At 65.3% G+C, this 16,436-nt stretch carries 16 protein-coding genes; 7 read left to right on the top strand and 9 right to left on the bottom strand.

The genetic code is table 11. The annotated features are described in order from the left end of the window. The first annotated feature begins 3 nt into the window (after positions 1–3). The 4 genes from Q5701_RS11690 (at position 4) to Q5701_RS11675 (ending at position 3,085) form a co-directional block, all read left to right on the top strand. Positions 4–321, top strand: coding sequence for a hypothetical protein (locus Q5701_RS11690; protein ID WP_234853675.1), 318 nt, complete (start codon positions 4–6; stop codon positions 319–321). Positions 322–738: 417 nt separating this feature from the next. Next, a complete protein-coding gene (locus Q5701_RS11685; RefSeq protein WP_306751159.1) occupies positions 739–1,458 on the top strand; it encodes a glycosyltransferase family protein in 720 nt (239 codons plus the stop codon). After that, positions 1,458–2,294 (top strand): hypothetical protein, encoded by an 837-nt coding sequence (locus tag Q5701_RS11680; RefSeq protein WP_306751158.1) that lies wholly within the window; start codon positions 1,458–1,460, stop codon positions 2,292–2,294. Before Q5701_RS11685 ends, Q5701_RS11680 begins: the two co-directional genes overlap by 1 nt. A gap of 11 nt (positions 2,295–2,305) precedes the next feature. Further along, positions 2,306–3,085, top strand: a complete 780-nt coding sequence (locus Q5701_RS11675) for a succinate dehydrogenase iron-sulfur subunit (RefSeq protein WP_234853672.1) — start codon at positions 2,306–2,308, stop codon at positions 3,083–3,085. 93 nt (positions 3,086–3,178) lie between these two features. Here the strand turns inward: Q5701_RS11675 and glyS are convergent, their stop codons facing one another. Genes glyS through Q5701_RS11660 form a run of 3 tightly spaced genes read right to left on the bottom strand, consistent with a single transcriptional unit; the run spans position 3,179 to position 6,881 of the window. Further along, the gene (gene glyS, locus Q5701_RS11670) at positions 3,179–5,491 is read right to left on the bottom strand and encodes a glycine--tRNA ligase subunit beta (protein WP_306751157.1); all 2,313 of its coding nucleotides are present in this window, start codon (positions 5,489–5,491) and stop codon (positions 3,179–3,181) included. Beyond that, complete coding sequence (locus Q5701_RS11665) at positions 5,491–5,955, bottom strand: DUF6446 family protein (protein ID WP_306751156.1); 465 nt, start codon at positions 5,953–5,955, stop codon at positions 5,491–5,493. The genes glyS and Q5701_RS11665 overlap by 1 nt, the downstream gene beginning before the upstream one ends. Further along, complete coding sequence (locus Q5701_RS11660; protein ID WP_306751155.1) at positions 5,952–6,881, bottom strand: glycine--tRNA ligase subunit alpha; 930 nt, start codon at positions 6,879–6,881, stop codon at positions 5,952–5,954. The genes Q5701_RS11665 and Q5701_RS11660 overlap by 4 nt, the downstream gene beginning before the upstream one ends. A gap of 106 nt (positions 6,882–6,987) precedes the next feature. Here Q5701_RS11660 and Q5701_RS11655 point away from each other — a divergent pair, with 106 nt between their 5' ends. Further along, positions 6,988–8,289, top strand: coding sequence for a peptidoglycan-binding domain-containing protein (locus Q5701_RS11655; protein WP_306751154.1), 1,302 nt, complete (start codon positions 6,988–6,990; stop codon positions 8,287–8,289). Here Q5701_RS11655 and Q5701_RS11650 read toward each other — a convergent pair. From Q5701_RS11650 to Q5701_RS11630, 5 genes are all read right to left on the bottom strand, one after another. After that, positions 8,286–9,737, bottom strand: coding sequence for a TrkH family potassium uptake protein (locus tag Q5701_RS11650; protein WP_306751153.1), 1,452 nt, complete (start codon positions 9,735–9,737; stop codon positions 8,286–8,288). The two genes, Q5701_RS11655 and Q5701_RS11650, sit on opposite strands and share 4 nt — an antisense overlap. Positions 9,738–9,768: 31 nt before the next feature. Then, positions 9,769–11,253: an MFS transporter gene (locus tag Q5701_RS11645; protein WP_306751151.1), complete on the bottom strand. Its 1,485-nt coding sequence runs from the start codon at positions 11,251–11,253 to the stop codon at positions 9,769–9,771. A gap of 23 nt (positions 11,254–11,276) precedes the next feature. Continuing rightward, positions 11,277–12,023, bottom strand: a complete 747-nt coding sequence (gene tpiA / locus Q5701_RS11640) for a triose-phosphate isomerase (protein WP_306751150.1) — start codon at positions 12,021–12,023, stop codon at positions 11,277–11,279. An 86-nt stretch (positions 12,024–12,109) separates the two neighbouring features. Continuing rightward, a complete protein-coding gene (locus Q5701_RS11635) occupies positions 12,110–12,481 on the bottom strand; it encodes a HesB/IscA family protein (protein WP_234853664.1) in 372 nt (123 codons plus the stop codon). 119 nt (positions 12,482–12,600) lie between these two features. Then, a complete protein-coding gene (locus Q5701_RS11630; RefSeq protein ID WP_306751148.1) occupies positions 12,601–12,954 on the bottom strand; it encodes an SUF system Fe-S cluster assembly protein in 354 nt (117 codons plus the stop codon). A 123-nt stretch (positions 12,955–13,077) separates the two neighbouring features. On the opposite strand from Q5701_RS11630, the gene tgt reads away from it, so the two are divergent. Both tgt and rnd read left to right on the top strand, forming a co-directional pair. After that, entirely contained in the window at positions 13,078–14,208 is a 1,131-nt protein-coding gene (gene tgt / locus Q5701_RS11625; RefSeq protein WP_306751146.1) for a tRNA guanosine(34) transglycosylase Tgt, read from the top strand. 109 nt (positions 14,209–14,317) lie between these two features. Continuing rightward, positions 14,318–15,487, top strand: coding sequence for a ribonuclease D (gene rnd / locus Q5701_RS11620; protein ID WP_306755399.1), 1,170 nt, complete (start codon positions 14,318–14,320; stop codon positions 15,485–15,487). Positions 15,488–15,530: 43 nt separating this feature from the next. Here the strand turns inward: rnd and Q5701_RS11615 are convergent, their stop codons facing one another. Beyond that, entirely contained in the window at positions 15,531–16,307 is a 777-nt protein-coding gene (locus Q5701_RS11615) for a PAS domain-containing protein (protein WP_234853661.1), read from the bottom strand. Positions 16,308–16,436: the final 129 nt, after the last annotated feature.

The following is a 16,436-nucleotide window of genomic DNA, read 5'->3' as shown; positions in this document are numbered from 1 at the left end:
CTGATGGGCGCGCGGGCGGGACATCTGGCTTTGGCTTTCGTCGGAACCATGGCCGCCTGCGGCCCGGTTCCGGTCGAGCAGGCCGAACTGACCTGCCTGCGCGACGCCGAACTGGCTGTGCGCCCGCGCACCAATGTCGCCGTGGGCGTCGGCACCGGCTTTGACGGGGACACGCGCGGCTTTGGCAGCGTCTCGGTCGATCTATCGGGCGATTACCTGATGGGGCGCGATCCCTCGCTGGTTTATGACCGCTGCGTCCAGCGGCGATCCGGCCAGCCCCCGCGCCGCCCCTTGACCGACCAGCCGGGCTGGACGGGCTGAGACATGGCGGCGGCGCGTCTTCTGTCTTCGACAAAACGGTTGCTGGGTCCGGTCATCCGGGAAATGCAATTGTATCCAGCCATTTTCCGTGCAGGTTCGCGGCCCCGGGTCGCTTTCCTGACCAGCAACGGAAAAGCGATGTCGGGATTGCTTCGCGCCCATAAGATTGCAGATGGCTTGGCCGGGCACGGGTGGACATCGATTGTCCTCGACCCAGGCCTCGGCCTTGGCCGGCACAATCGTATCCTGCGGCAATTCCGGCCGGACGTGGTGGTCTTGCAAAAATGCCGCAATCCGTTCAGCCGGGCTGAATACCTTAAGGACTGGCCGCTCGTCCTGGACATTGACGATGCCGATTTCCTGGATCCAACCCTGTCATCCGTCCTTGAAGATGTTGCCAGGCAAGCCAGGGCGGTCATGGCGGGAAGCCGCTTCCTGCACGACTGGGCGGTGCAGTTCAACGACGACGTGTCGATCGTCTGGACGGGAACGCCCTTGTCGACCGCGCCCCGGCCCGATCATCACGCACGCCAGCCGATCATCACCTGGGCGCAGGCCGACCCGCTTGGCTATCCCGATGAAATGCGGTTTTGCCGCGATGTCATGCTGGATGTCGTGTCACGGATAGGCCCGGTCGATTTCCGCCTTTATCGCTGCGTCGGACAAGAGAACCACCCGATCCTGAGGGAAATGGCCACGGCGGGTGTCCGCCTGCAAATATTGCCCTTCATGGATTACGCCCAGTTTCTTGTGTCCCTTCGGGACGTGTCCATCGGCTTGTCGCCCCTGGCGGGCCGCAACTTCAGCTTGGGCAAGTCATTCGGGAAGATCCTGGGATATATCGACGCACGCGTGCCGGTGATCTGCAGCGATGAAGCGGACCATGATCTGTTCTTTGCCGCCGGATCGGGCATCGTCAGCAATGATCGCAAGATATGGGCGGATGCGATATGCCGCCTGATCGCGGACCCGGATGCGCGAAACCGCATGGCGGACGCGGCCCATGACGCGGCCCTTTCACGATTGTCCACCGAGGCTGTCACCTTGCAGGTGCATCGGATCCTTTCGCAGGTCCGCCTGAAAACCTTGGACCGCAGTGCGGTGACAGCCGATCTGCAGCAGGAAAGGCTGTCCTGATGCCAGGGAAACAGGATGCGGGAAAGGCGCGGCGCCTGATCGTCCACATGGGCGTTCAGAAAACCGGCAGCACCTCGATCCAGCGGCACCTGCGGCGCAACGAGGATGCGCTGGCAGGGGATTTGGTGGTCCGCACGCCCGAGGAAGGGTCGCCCATGCGGCCCCTGGGCCGGGCGGCGGTCGGATTCAGCCTGGCCCCCGACAAGGATCGCGAACAGGCGTTGAAGCAGGCCTTCCGCGAGGTGCTGGACGGGCTTCCCCAGACGGATGTGCCGGTGCTGATCAGCCATGAAAACCTGGCGGGCGCCATGCCGGGCAATGGCGGCGAGGTCCGGCTTTACCCCGCCTTGCCGCAGATCGCCGCGCTGCTGGTGGCCGAGGCGCGGGATTTCGCGGTGGATTTCGTGGTCTATACCCGCAAGCAGAAGACTTGGCGGCCCTCGGTCTGGGCGCAGGCAGTGCGGACCGACGGTTATGAGCGCAGCCTGGTTGAATTCGAGGCCGAGACTGCCGATCTTCCTGGCTGGGGCGACCTGATCTGTCGCCTGAACGCCGAAACCGGCGGGCGCGTCACCCGCTTCAAGCTGGAGGACGAGGATGACCTGCTGCGCCCCGGTCGCCAGTTGCTGCGCCATGCGGGGCTGGACTATGCCCTGATCGACTCGCTTGACCCCTTGGACGGGCCGACCAACAGCCGCCTGAACGACGGCGCCACCGAATTCCTGCGCAGGCTGAACGGCCTGTCGCTGAACCCCCATGCACATGGCCGGATCGTCGATCTGGTCGCGCGCACCGAGCATCTTTTCGCGGCGGATGCGCCGCAAGGCACTTCGTAAAGGAGCACCCAATGGTCCAGTTCACCCTGCCCAAGAACAGCCAGATCCGCGTCGGCAAGACCTGGCCCCGGCCCGAGGGCGCGACCAATGTCCGCAAGTTCACGATCTATCGCTGGGATCCCAATACGGGCGAGAACCCGCGGCTGGACACCTATTTCGTCGATACCGACAAATGCGGGCCGATGATCCTGGACGCGCTGATCAAGATCAAGAACGACATCGACCCGACCCTGTCGTTCCGCCGGTCCTGCCGCGAGGGGATTTGCGGATCCTGCGCGATGACCATCGACGGGGGCAACCACCTGGCCTGCATCTATGGCATCGACGAGGTGAAGGGCGACATTTCCATCTATCCGCTGCCGCATATGCCGGTGGTCAAGGATCTGGTGCCCGACCTGACCCATTTCTATGCCCAGCACGCCTCGGTGAACCCTTACCTGATCACCAAGTCGCCCACCCCCGGCAAGGAATGGAAGCAGTCGATCGAGGACCGCAAGAAGCTGGACGGGCTGTATGAGTGCATCCTGTGCGCGTCCTGTTCGACCGCCTGCCCGTCCTACTGGTGGAACGGCGACCGGTATCTTGGCCCGGCGGCACTGTTGCACGCCTATCGCTGGATCATTGACAGCCGCGACGAGGCGACGGGCGAGCGGCTGGACGAACTCGAGGATCCCTTCAAGCTGTACCGCTGCCATACGATCATGAACTGCACCAATACCTGTCCCAAGGGCCTGAACCCGGCCAAGGCGATTGCCTCGATCAAGCATATGATGGTCGACCGGATGGTGTGACGGCACCGCTGGGGGACTTCACGTCCCCCAGGCCCCCTGTGGGATATTTGGACCAGAGCGAAAGGGCCGGGATTTATTTCCTGGCCCTTTTGGCTATCCCTCGACCTTGGTGAAATCCGCGATCTGCTGGCCTGCAGCGCGGATGCGGTGCAGCAGGTTAAGGCGGTTGCGGCGGACGATCTGATGGTCGGTATTGACCTGCACGGTGTCGAAGAAGGCATCGATGGGCGCGCGAAGATGTGCGATGGCGGTCATGGCGGCGGGGAAGTCCTCGGCGTTTATCGCGGCCTTTATCGCCGGTTCGGCTGTGTCGAGAGCGGTGAAGAGGGCGCGTTCCTGATCAGTTTCGGCGAACTTCACATCGGCGCCGAAGCTGTATTCGACGCCGTCCTTTTCTTCGGCCTGCGCAAGGATATTTCCGGCGCGCTTGAGGCCTTGGGTCAGGTTCTTTCCGTCGTCGGTCTGCATCATGGTGTTCAGGGCGGTGGCGCGGTTCACCACCAGCACGAGGTCATCATTGCCGGGCTGCGCCAGCACGGCGTCGATGATGTCGTGGCGGATGCCTTGATCGCGGAGATAGACCTTGAGGCGGTCGTGGAGGAAGGAGAGGAGGTCGGTGGCCTTTCGGTTGCACTCATTAATGGTTTCCGCATACCAAAGTTCCATTTGATTTAGGGCACCAGCCATGGAGAGCTTAGTAAGAGGGTTTTGGTTTGTGAACTTTTCAAGCCGCTGGTGATTATAAGCGCTTAAGTCTTTACCATGCTGATCTAACACTCCTAGAGGATCGTATTGTTCTTCAAGCGCAGGTTCTTGTTCAATTATTAACGTAAGACCGCGAATAAGATCCCGAGCTGTTTTTATTCTTTCACCTTCGAGGAACTTACTAATCAGGTTTCTAAGATGCGGAATTAGGTTAATGTGATGGCCATTGTTCCACAGAAGCCTGATAACCCCCAATGCCGCACGCCGCAGCGCATAGGGATCCTTCGATCCTGTAGGCTTCTCATCAATCGCCCAGAACCCGGTCAGCGTGTCGATCTTGTCCGCAAGCGCCACCGCCACCGACACCGGAGCAGTTGGCACATCATCTGACGGCCCAAGCGGCGAATAGTGGTCGCGGGCGGCGTCAGCGACGGCCTCGGACTCACCTGCCGCAAGGGCGTAATACCGGCCCATCGTGCCTTGCAATTCGGGGAACTCGCCGACCATGGCGCTGCGGAGGTCCAGCTTCGCCAGCTTTGCGGCCTTCTCGGCCTGATCTGCATCGGCACCGACCAGCGGCGCGATCTCGCTAGCAAGGGCAGCGATACGGGCGATCCGGTCAGCCTGGCTGCCCAGCTTGTTGTGGAAGGTAACCGACTTCAGCCCCTCGGGCCAGGCGCCCATCCCCGCCTTCGCCTCGCGCCGGTCGTTTTCCCAGAAGAACGCCGCGTCCGACAGCCGCGCCGCCAGAACGCGCTGGTTTCCGGCCAGGATCGTCGCGCCGTCGTCGGGGGTCTCGATATTGGCGACGGTGACGAAGCCCTCGATCCGGCCGGTCTTGGGATTGCGGGCCGAGAAGAACTTCTGGTGTTCCTTCATCGAGGTTTGCAGCACCTCGGGCGGCAGGTCCAGGAAACGCTCCTCAATCACGCCCATCAGGGGGACGGGCCATTCGACAAGGCCCGCAACCTCGGACAAAAGGGCGTCGTCGGGCACGATTTCCCACCCCCGCGCGAAGGCGAGATTGGCGGCGTGCTGCCGGATCGCTTCCTCGCGTTCATGGCTGTCGAGGATCACATGGGCGCGGCGGAGTTTCGCGGCATAGTCGTCAAAGCCCGTGACGGTGAAGGCATCGGGCGACAGGAAGCGGTGGCCGCGCGTGGCGTTTCCAGCGGTGATGCCCTCGACCGTAAGGGGGACCACGGTGGCGCCGGATTCGTCGGACAGCAGGCAGATGATCGAATGCAGCGGGCGGACCCAACGCAGCGAACCCGCGCCCCACCGCATCGACTTGGGCCAGGGGAAGTTGCGGATGGTGGCGTCCAGCACCTCGGCCACGATCTCGGATGCGGGGCGGCCTGGTTTTTCGATGGTGGCGAACCAGACCTGGCCCTTCTTGTCGTCGCGGGCGACCAGTTGGTCGCGGGTCAGGCCCGTGGAGCGGAGGAAGCCTTCAAGCGCGGCCTCAGGCGCGTCGGTGCGGGGGCCCTTGCGTTCTTCGCGCGTGGTTGGGCTGTTGGGAGTCAGTCCTTCGACCGCCAGGGTCAGGCGACGGGGCGTGGAAAAGGCACCGGCGCTGGCATAGGTCAGCCCGGCGTTGACCAGTCCGTCCGTCACCAGCTTCTTCAGATCCTCGCGGGCGCGGGCCTGCATCCGGGCGGGGATTTCCTCGGAAAAGAGTTCGATCAACAGGTCGGGCATCAGTCCATCACTCCGCGTTCCGGGGTCTTGTCGTTGTATTGGTGCCAGCCATAGACGCGGCCATCGGGATAGATCGCCAGCACGCGGTCCACGTCGGGGCGGATCTCGGCCTGGCCCAGCACGGCCTGGGCCGCACCGGATTCCAGGTCGGTCGTGATCTGGCCGTGGTCGAAGCAGTCGAACCAGCGGGGCGCGCCGATGGGCGTCGCGCCCTTGAACGGCACGGGGTCGGCGGGCTGTTCGGCCAGCACCGCGCAGGCCCGCCATTTCAGGGGCGAGCTGTCGCCGTCGATGCCCTGGAAATCGCTGGCCGGCACGGCGATCGGACCAGCGGCAGTCTGCACGGTGATCGCATCGGCGGCGGGGATCCTGTCGTAGAAATAGTATTCCTGCAAATACCACATCCCGCCGCCCGCGACCGCGCCAATGGCCAGCAGCCCGATGCCGACGATCTTGCCGTTCATGACGCGGCGGGGGCCTGGGCGGCCTCGGTTGTGACGAACAGGTCGGCGCAGGCTTTTGCCAAGGCGCGGACGCGACCGATAAAGGCCTGCCGTTCGGTGACCGAGATCACGCCGCGCGCGTCCAGCAGGTTGAAGATATGGCTGGCCTTGATCGCCTGGTCATAGGCCGGGTGCGCCATGGGGATGGTGCGGCCGGCGGCGTCCACCGGATCGGCGGCCAGGATCCGGGCGCATTCGGCCTCGGCATCCTTGAAGTGCTGGAACAGGGTGTCCGTGTCGGCCTGATCGAAGTTCCAGCGGGAATATTCGCGTTCGGTCTGGCGGAAGATGTCGCCATAGGTCAGGGGGATCGGGGCGTCTGGATCGTTGAAGGGCATATCCATGACGTGTTCCACGCCCAGGACATACATCGCCAGCCGTTCCAGGCCATAGGTCAGCTCGCCCGACACCGGGCGGCAATCGTGGCCGCCGACCTGCTGGAAATAGGTGAACTGGCTGACCTCCATCCCGTCGCACCAGACCTCCCACCCCAGGCCCCAGGCGCCCAGGGTCGGGGATTCCCAGTCGTCCTCGACGAAGCGGACATCGTGGACAAGGGGGTCCAGGCCGATGGCGCGCAGGCTGCCCAGATACAGATCCTGCAGGTTCGCAGGGCTTGGCTTGATGATGACCTGATACTGATAATAATGCTGCAGGCGGTTCGGGTTCTCGCCATAGCGGCCATCCGTCGGGCGGCGCGAAGGCTGGACATAGGCCGCGGCCCAGGACCGCCCGCCAAGCGCGCGCAGGGTGGTTGCCGGGTGAAACGTGCCCGCGCCAACCTCCATGTCATAGGGTTGCAGGACGGCGCAGCCCTGTGCGGCCCAGTAGTTCTGCAACTGCAGGATGATTTCCTGAAAGCAGCGGGGTCGGTTGGGGCTGGTCATCGGGGCCGTCCTTTGCATAGATCAGCACAAGCTTGCGCGCCTTCTAGGCGGGGCAGGGAACAGGGTCAATAAAGGCCGCAAGAACGGCCAGCGAAGGGGAACGGGGATGCGGCGCTTGGCATGGGTGGTATTGGCGGCTGGGCTGCCCGTGATGGCTTTCGCGCAGGACGCCGTGATCCGCATCGAGGCCAAGCAGGGCGACGACGTGGCAGAAGCCGCCGCACGCTGGGCCAGCCAGCTGGGCGAGGTGGTGACATTCCCGCTGCCGGGCGGCTGGACCGCGATTGCCATAGGCCCGCTGACACCCGAGGAAGCGGGCGAACGGATCGGCCAGTTGAAGGACGCGCGCCGGATCCCGCCCGACAGCTTTGTCACCGTGCCGGGCGATGACGTGGTGCTGACCCCTGTGGGCGACGCCGTCCCCGTGGCCCAGGCGGCGCAGCCCGCCCCGCAGCCGGACCTGCCTGCGCCGGGCGCTTATATCCGCCTGCAATCGGTGCAGGCGCGGGCGGACGCCGATGCGGCCCTGACGGAATGGCGCCAAACCTTCCCCGACGCCGGGCTGGCGCAGTTGCCGAACGGCTGGTTCGGGGTGGTGCTGGGTCCGGTGGACCGGCCTGCTGCCGATGCATGGCTGCGGATCTTCAAGGATGGCGACGTGGTGCCGGACGACGCCTTCGTGTCGGACGCATCCGAACTGGGCGCGGTGGTTCAGGCGGGAAAGTCCCCCGACCTGCCGGCGCCGCCCGCCACCGCCGCCGCCATGCCGCCGCTGGACCAGGTGCAGCGCGCGTTGCGGTGGGCGGGCGTTTACGACGGGGACATCGACGGCAAGTCCGGCCCCCGCACCCGCGACGCCATCCAGGCCGAGATCCTGGCCGAACGCCTGTCCATCGATCCCGGCACCGCGATGGCCGAACTGATCGCTCGCCGCGACGCATGGCGATCCGAGGTCGGGTTGACGATGCTGGACGACCAGGCCACGGGGCTGTCAGTCATGGCGCCGATGGACCGGCTGGCCTTTGACCGGACGGAACGGGCGCTGTCGATCTATGGTCCCAAGGACGGGTCGGGGGCTGCGCTGATCCTGTTCAGCCAGCCCGGCGGTCAGCAGGAATTGCTGGATCTGTCCGGCCTTGTGACCGCGCTTGGCTGGGTGCCGCAGCCGACCCGGACCATCAAGCCCGGCCATGTCCTGCTGGAAGGTGCCAATGACGCCCATATCGGCCGCGCCGAGGGCTGGGTCCGCGATGGCCGGGCTGAGGGATTTGTCCTCATCTGGCCCGCAGCCGATGCGCAAGGCCAGGCGCGGATCGCGGCAGAAATGTCGGACAGCTTTGCGCGCAAGGGGCCAGCGGCGAATGATGCGCCTGCTCAGCCTGCTACGGAACCGCTGGGCAATCCTTAACCCCGCCAGAAGCGCGGCAGCAGCAGGACCAGCACGGAAACCAGCTCCAGCCGGCCCAGATACATTCCCAGCGTCATCAGCCATTTGGCGCTGTCGGGAAATTCGGCGATGGAACCGTTCGCGGTGATTTCCGGTCCCCAGATCGGGCCGATATTGGCAATGGCGGTCCAGGCGCCGGTCAGCGCGGTGCGGGGATGCAGCCCGGTCAGGGACAGGCCCACGATCAGCAGCCCAAAGGTCAGCATGAACAGCGTGAAGAAGGCCATGACGGAATCGATCACGTCCTTGTCCAGGGGACGGCCCTCGTAGCGGAGGGCATAGACGCGGTGCGGCGAATGCATCCGGCGCAACTGTGCGCGCACGGCCTGGAACAGAACTAGGTATCGGAACACCTTGACCGAACAGGCGGTCGATCCCGTGCATCCGCCGATCAGCCCGCAGATGATCAGGATCGCCAGCGGCAGGTGGCCCCAGGTCATCACATCGGTCGAAAAGAACCCCGTTCCCGAAAAGGTGGAGACGGTGTTGAACACGGTTTCCCGCGTGATGTCGAAGACATTGCCCTGATGCTGCAGGAAGACCACGCGATAGGCGATGATGATCGCGCAGGCATAGAAGATCCAGCGAAGATAGGCTCGGATCTGCAAGTCCCGCCAGATCGGCGTGAAATCCCCCCGCATCCCCTGCACCAGCCGAATGAACGGGATCGAGGCCAGGATCATGAAGAACGACGCAGCCCATTCGATCGGACCTAGGAATGCCCCGAAACTGGCGTCGTAATTGGAGAACCCCCCGGTAGAGACCGTGCCGAAGGCCTGCACGATGGCGTCGAACCCGTTCATGCCCAGCAACAGATAGGTGATCGTGCAGAATCCCGTCAGCATGACATAGATGCGCGTCATCTCGGCCGCGATCTCTCCGGCGCGGGGCATGATCTTGCCCAGGGTGTCGAAACCCTCGGACCGGAAGAACTGCATTCCGCCGACCTTCATGATCGGCAGGAACACCATGGCGACCACCACGATCCCCAACCCGCCGATCCAGTGCAGGATCGCGCGCCACAAATGCGTGCCCCGGGGCAGGCCGTCCAGTTGGGGAAAGGCCGTGGTGCCGGTGGTGGTGACGCCCGACATCGCCTCGAAATAGGCATCGACGAAGCGGGCGTCGGGCTGGCCCAGCATGAAGGGCAGGGCGCCGAACAGCGGCAAGACTGCCCACAGCCCCGAAGTCAGCAGGAAGGCCTGCTGGATCGAAAGGTTGCGGTAATTGCCCCAGGTCGCGACCGATACCAGCGTGCCCACGACCATCGTGAGCGCGGCGGATTGCAGAAAGACCGCCCAGTGCGGATCGCCGTGCCACCAGTCCACCCCCATGGGCGCCAGCATCGAAACCCCCAGGGTCACGATGATCTTGCCGATCGGATGGGCCACGGGGCGAAGGTCGATCATGGCGATTGCTTGCCCCGCGCCCGGTCGGGCGTCAAGCGCCCTGCTGGACGCGGCCATCCATGCGGTTGATGCGGCCCACCCAGGCGCCTGCCGCCGAGAGCGCCAGGCCCGCCGCAAGGGCCACCGCCCCCGTGGCCCGGTCGAAGGCGGCATAGGCGATGGACAGCAGGCGATCAGCCTGTGGCGCGGGCAAGGTCGCGGCCAGGGCCAGGGCGCCATCCAGCGAATCCGAGGCCTTGCTTCCCAAGCCTGCGGCACTGGACGCAGCACTGTAAATCCCGGCCATCAGGCTGCCCAGGACGGCAATGCCAAGCGCGCCGCCCAGTTCATAGGACACTTCCTCGACCGATGCCGCCATGCCCGCCCGGTCGGCAGGCGCGCTTAGCATGATGGTGGACGAGGCCGCCGTCATCGCAGCCCCGATGCCCGCGCCCATGATGGCAAAGCTCGCCAGTTCGATCCCTTGGTGGCCTACGCCTGCCCAGTAAACCAGGATGCCCGCCCCGCTGACAACAAGCGTCGCCGCCAGCAGGCGGCCTGCGCCAACCCGGCCCAGCATCATGCCCGCGACCGGCCCGGCCAAGAACGACGCCAGCGGGATCGGCAGGACGAAAAGCCCCGCTTGCAGCGGCGACAGCCCCTGGACAAGCTGCAGGCGCTGGGTAATGGCAAGCTGAACCCCCAGCAGGGCCGCAGCCGAAACAAGGGCGCCAATCACGCCCCCTGCAAATCGGGGGTCGCGGAACAGCGTCAGGTCGATCATCGGATTGGCGCTGCGGCGCAGGCGGCGAAAGAACAGCACCAAGGCGGCAAGGCCCGCCAGGGCGGACAACAGCAGCACCGTCAGCGACGGGTCCGGCCTGGCGATTTCCTTGATGGCCAGCGTCACGCCGACCAGCCCGACCAGGACCAGCAGCGATCCGACAGGATCAAAGGGATGGTGCCCGTGACCTTGGCCCCGGGGCACAAAGGCGGCCGTCAGGGCAAGCGCCGCCAGCACCACCGGCAGGTTGATCAGGAACACCGCGCCCCAATGGAAATGTTCCAGCAGCGCGCCGCCGATCACCGGGCCAAGCGCCGCGCCGCCCGATGCGACGGCGGCCCAGATGCCGATTGCAAGGGCGCGGTCGTCCGGATCCTCGAATGTGTGGCGGATGATCGACAGCGTGGCGGGCATCATGGCCGCAGCGCCCACGGCCAGGCCCGCACGCGCCGCGATCAGGGTGGCGGATGTGGGCGCAAAGCCTGCCGCCAATGATGCCGCGCCAAAGATCGCCAGGCCGATCGTGAACATCCGCCGGTGCCCGTAACGGTCGCCAAGCGCGCCCGCGCCCGGCAGCAGCCCCGCTACGACCAGGGAATAGGCATTGACGATCCACAGCTTTTCCGTGGCCGAGGCTTCCAGGTCGCGCGTCAGCGTCGGCAAGGCGGTGTAAAGCACCGTCATGTCGATCACGATCAGGAACAGCGCACTGGACACGATGGCCAGCACAAGCCAGGGGGAACGGGCGGTCATGGGCTTCAGGTCGCCTTCGCCCGCTAAGCTGCCGCCAGGGCCGCGATGATCGGGCCGAAATCAGCCGCCTTGAGGCTGGCCCCGCCGACAAGGGCACCGTCCACATGGGGAATGGCAAAGATCTCGGCCGCATTGGCGGGCTTGACGCTGCCGCCGTAAAGCAGCCGGACCTGCGCCGCATCTGCGACCCGGTCCTCCAGGCGCTCGCGCATCAGCACATGAACCTCGGCGATCTGGACAAGGGTCGGCGTGCGCCCGGTGCCGATGGCCCAGACCGGCTCATAGGCGATGACGGTATTGACCGCCGTCGCGCCTTTGGGGATGGACCCGTCCAGTTGCGAGGCGATCACCGCCAGGGTTTCCCCGGCATCGCGCTGCGCCTCGGTTTCGCCCACGCAGATGATCGCGGTCAAGCCGCCGGCGTGGGCGGCCGCGGCCTTGGCCGCCACCATCGCATCGGTTTCGCCATGATCGGCGCGGCGTTCGGAATGGCCCAGGATCACATGGGACGCACCCGCATCCCTTAACTGCGCAGCCGAGATATCGCCCGTATGGGCGCCCGAGGATTTTGCATGGCAATCCTGCCCGCCGACCGCAATGGCGCCCGCGCCGATGCGCGCCCTCATCGGATGGATCAGAACGGCAGGCGGGCAGATCAGGACGTCGCAGCCCGGCGCCGCCTGGGCCGCCGTCAATGCGTCGATCTCGGCCAGGGCGGCAAGATCGCCGTTCATCTTCCAGTTTCCGGCTGCCAGTTTGCGCGGTGCCATGCCATCCTCCAAGCGTTTGAAACGGCTTAGGACCATGACGCCCGGTTCGCAATCATGATAGCGCCGCAACTGCGACGGAAAGCCGGTCACCCTGCGGCGCGGCTTCCATCCAGCGGCTCGAACCGCACGGATTCCCCGCAACCGCAGGCATCGGTCACGTTGGGATTGCGGAACTTGAAGCCCGATTCCAGCAGCCCCGTTTCATAGTCGATCTCGGTGCCGAACAGGAACATCTGCGCGCGGGGCGCAATCAACACGCGGGCCGCACCCTGTTGCACGACTTCCTCGTGCGGCTCTGCCGCCTCGACCAGGTCCATGGTGTATTCCATGCCTGCGCAACCACCCTTTTTCAGCCCGATGCGCAGGCCAAAGGCGTTCTTGCCCGTCATCAGCCGCGCAATCTGGCGTTCGGCGGCGGGCGTGATCGTGACCGGCACGGATCCGGGAATGGCAAACATGGCGCGTTCCTTCTGTTCACCCCAAAGATAATCCCGCAACCCCCGCCCATCAAGACGTAGCTGTTTTGCCTTGGTCCAAATATCCTCGGGGGCCGGGGGGCAGACAGCCCCCCGTCTTCCTACATGAAGCCCAGTTCCAGCCGCGCTTCGTCGGACATCATGTCCATGCCCCACTGCGGTTGAAAGGTCATTTCCACATCGACCTGCTTGACGCCCGGCAAGGGTTCCACAGCGTCGGCGACCCAGCCCGGCATCTCGCCCGCGACGGGGCAGCCCGGCGCGGTCAGGGTCATGATGATCCGCACCTCGTTTTCCTGGTTGACCTGGATGGTATAGATCAGCCCCAGATCGAAGATGTTGACCGGGATTTCCGGGTCATAAACAGTCTTGCAGGCTTCGACGACGCTGTCATACAGCGGATGGTCGGTGGTCGAGGGCGCGATCAGCGGGGCGCCTTCCTGCGGTTCAGTCATGGCGTGTTCCTGTCGAATTTGCTTTCATATAGGCACCCCGCCCCCCCAGGTCCAGAGAGGGGGCGCATTGCGATCCCCCTCCGCATTGGATAAACACGCCCGGTTCCAGCGACAGGCCCCCCGATGAGCGAGCGTTTTTCCTTTACCCTTCACGCGACCGACGGCCGTGCCCGCACCGGCACCATCCACACGCCGCGGGGCGAGATCCGCACGCCCGCCTTCATGCCGGTGGGCACCGCGGCCACGGTCAAGGCGATGCTGCCGGAATCGGTGCGTGCCACGGGCGCGGACATCCTGCTGGGCAACACCTATCACCTGATGCTGCGCCCTGGCGCGGACCGGGTCGCGCGGCTGGGCGGATTGCACCGTTTCATGAACTGGGACCGGCCGATCCTGACGGATTCCGGCGGCTTCCAGGTCATGTCGCTGGCCGCCCTTCGCAAACTGACCGAAAACGGCGTCACCTTTTCATCCCATATCGACGGGTCCAAGCATATGCTGTCGCCCGAAACCAGCATGGAAATCCAGCGCCTGCTGGGCAGCGACATTGTGATGTGCTTTGACGAATGCCCCGCGCTGCCGGCGACCGACGACGCCGTGGCCCAGTCCATGCGCCTGTCGATGCGCTGGGCGCAGCGGTCGCGCGACGCCTTTGGCGACAGGCCGGGCCATGCGCTGTTCGGCATCATGCAGGGCGGCGTCACGCCTGACCTGCGCGAGGAATCCGCCGAGGCCCTGAAGGCCATCGGCTTTGATGGCTATGCCATCGGCGGCCTTGCCGTGGGCGAGGGACAGGAGGCGATGTTCGGCGTCCTGGATTACGCGCCGGGTTTCCTGCCCGCCGACAAGCCGCGATACCTGATGGGGGTGGGCAAGCCCGATGACATCGTGGGTGCGGTGCAGCGGGGCGTTGACATGATGGATTGCGTGCTGCCGTCCCGGTCCGGGCGTACCGGACAGGCCTGGACGCGGCGGGGCCAGGTCAACATCAAGAATGCCCGCCATGCCGACGATCCGCGCCCGCTGGACGCGGATTGCACCTGCCCAGCCTGCACCGGATACAGCCGCGCCTATCTGCACCACGTCTTCCGTGCAGGCGAAATGATCAGTGGGATGCTGCTGACCTGGCACAACCTGCATTATTTCCAGGAACTGATGGCGGGCCTGCGCGGCGCCATTGCCGAAGGGCGGCTGGACGCGTTCGTGGCCGATTTTCATGCGGTCCGGGCGCAGGGCGACATCGACGCCCTGTGATCCGTCAGCCCGGCTGACCAAAAACGCTTTTCATCGGGGAAGCTTCGCCTTATCCGTTCCCAATTGGCGGACGAACCGCCCCGCGCGAAAGACCCACATGAGCGACGACATCACCACCATCACCCGGACCGAAGACCTGGCACGTTTCTGCGAGATCGCAAAAACCGCCCCCTATGTCACGGTCGATACCGAATTCCTGCGCGAGCGGACCTATTGGTCCAAGCTGTGCCTGATCCAGCTTGCGCTTCCGCCCGCATCGACCCCCGGCACCCCGGGAGGAGAGGCGGTTCTGGTCGATCCCTTGGCCGAAGGCCTGTCGCTGGAGCCGCTCTATGACCTGTTCCGCCACACCGGTACGCTCAAGGTGTTCCACGCCGCCCGCCAGGATCTGGAGATCTTCTTTCACGACGCGGGCCTGTTCCCGCAGCCCTTGTTCGACACCCAGGTGGCCGCGATGGTGTGCGGGTTTGGCGAACAGGCAGGCTATGAAACCCTGGTGCGCCGGATCGCGCGGGCGAACCTGGACAAGTCGTCGCGCTTTACCGACTGGTCGCGCCGGCCCTTGTCGGACGCTCAGGCCGCCTATGCCCTGGCCGATGTGACGCATCTGCGGGTCATCTATGAATTCCTGTCGGCCGAGCTGCGCAAGAACGGCCGCGAAAGCTGGCTGGCCGAGGAAATCGCGGTCCTGGAAGACCCCGAAACCTATATCACCCGTCCCGAGGAAGCCTGGCAGAAGATTCGGACCCGCACCAACTCGCCGCGCTTCCTGGCGATCCTGCGCGAACTGGCCCGGTTCCGCGAAACCTATGCCCAGGAACGCGACATTCCCCGGACCCGCGTGCTGAAGGACGACGCGATGATCGAGGTCGCCTCGACCAAGCCCCTGACCGAGGCCGACCTGGGCCGGTCCCGCCTGCTGCTGCGGGAAGCGCGCAAGGGCGATATCGCCAATGGCATCCTGGCCGCCGTCAAGGCGGGGATCGAATCCAAGGATCTGCCCCAGCCCAAGGCCGACGAACCCGGCAAGCCCGGCAATGCGGCCTTATCCGACCTTTTGCGCGTGCTGCTCAAGGCCAAGGCCGACGCGTCGGGCGTGGCGCCCAAGCTGATCGCCTCGTCCTCGGAACTGGACGCCATCGCCCAGGGCGACCGCGATCTGCCCGCGCTGAAAGGCTGGCGGGCCGAGGTGTTCGGCCATGATGCATTGCGCCTGGCGGCAGGGGAAATCGCGCTGTCGGCTAAGGGCGGCGCAGTGCGCGTCGTGCCGGTGGGATAAGGACGGGCGGCGGCGTTCCTGGCCGTCCGCCCCGCTAGTCCGCCTAGCTTCTGGTCGCACCCGAGGGCAGCGACGGCGTGGCGGGGTTCGGGGTGATCACCCGGAACTTGGCCCGCCGCGATTCCGCGCTGTCCGCCCGTTTCGCCGGGCGTTCGGAAGGTTGCAGGTCAAGGGCCTTGCCCGGCCCGGCCCCGCGCCAGTCGCGGCCGAAATCCGAAGCCGAGGGCGCCAGGGTCTTGCCCCCCTCGATGATCGGCATGACCTCGTCGGAAACCAGGTCGAAACGGCGCGGCGCGATGCCGATCTGGCCTTCGGCGATGATGCAGCCAAGCGCGCGGGTCACGTCGCCCAGGTCCGAGGACAAGGGCAGCAGCAGCAGCCGCGCCGACAGTTCGGGGCGGGCATATTCCGCCTTGGCGTGCAGCGTCATCTGCGCCAGTTGCGGGGCGCGGAAGACCGATTCCAGCACGTCCGACCAGCGGCCGCGCGAACTGGGATTGGCCAGCGAACAAAAGGCCATGCCCCGCACCTCCATCCCCATCAGGTCGATCAGGTGCTGGCCCGCAAGGCGAAAGCGCGCGGCACCGGGGGCGATTCGTTCCAGGATGAAGGCGTGATCAAGGGCGCGGTGGATGCCCTGGGGCTGGATGTCGGAGCGCGCGGGCACGGCCCGGCCGCGCCGCAGGCTGTCCCAATAGGCGCGCATATCGGCCAGAATTCGCGCAGGTTGCGCCGGGTTGAAATCCGCAAGTTGCAAAATCTGTCCCGTGCCATCCGCCCGGGGCGGATGCGACGCCTTGTCGTCCTGCCATTCCGACACTGTTGAACCCTCGTCACTGGCGCGCGTCCAGGAACGCGGACACGCTATACTCTCCAATGGCATGATAAACATAACTTCGCCCCATGCCGAGTCGTTTTCCTAACGAATGGTTAAGATGGCAAGGGGGGC

This window comes from Paracoccus actinidiae (assembly GCF_030863885.1).
Taxonomy (GTDB): Bacteria; Pseudomonadota; Alphaproteobacteria; order Rhodobacterales; family Rhodobacteraceae; genus Paracoccus; species Paracoccus everestensis.
This window is presented reverse-complemented; position numbering and strand designations above follow the sequence as displayed.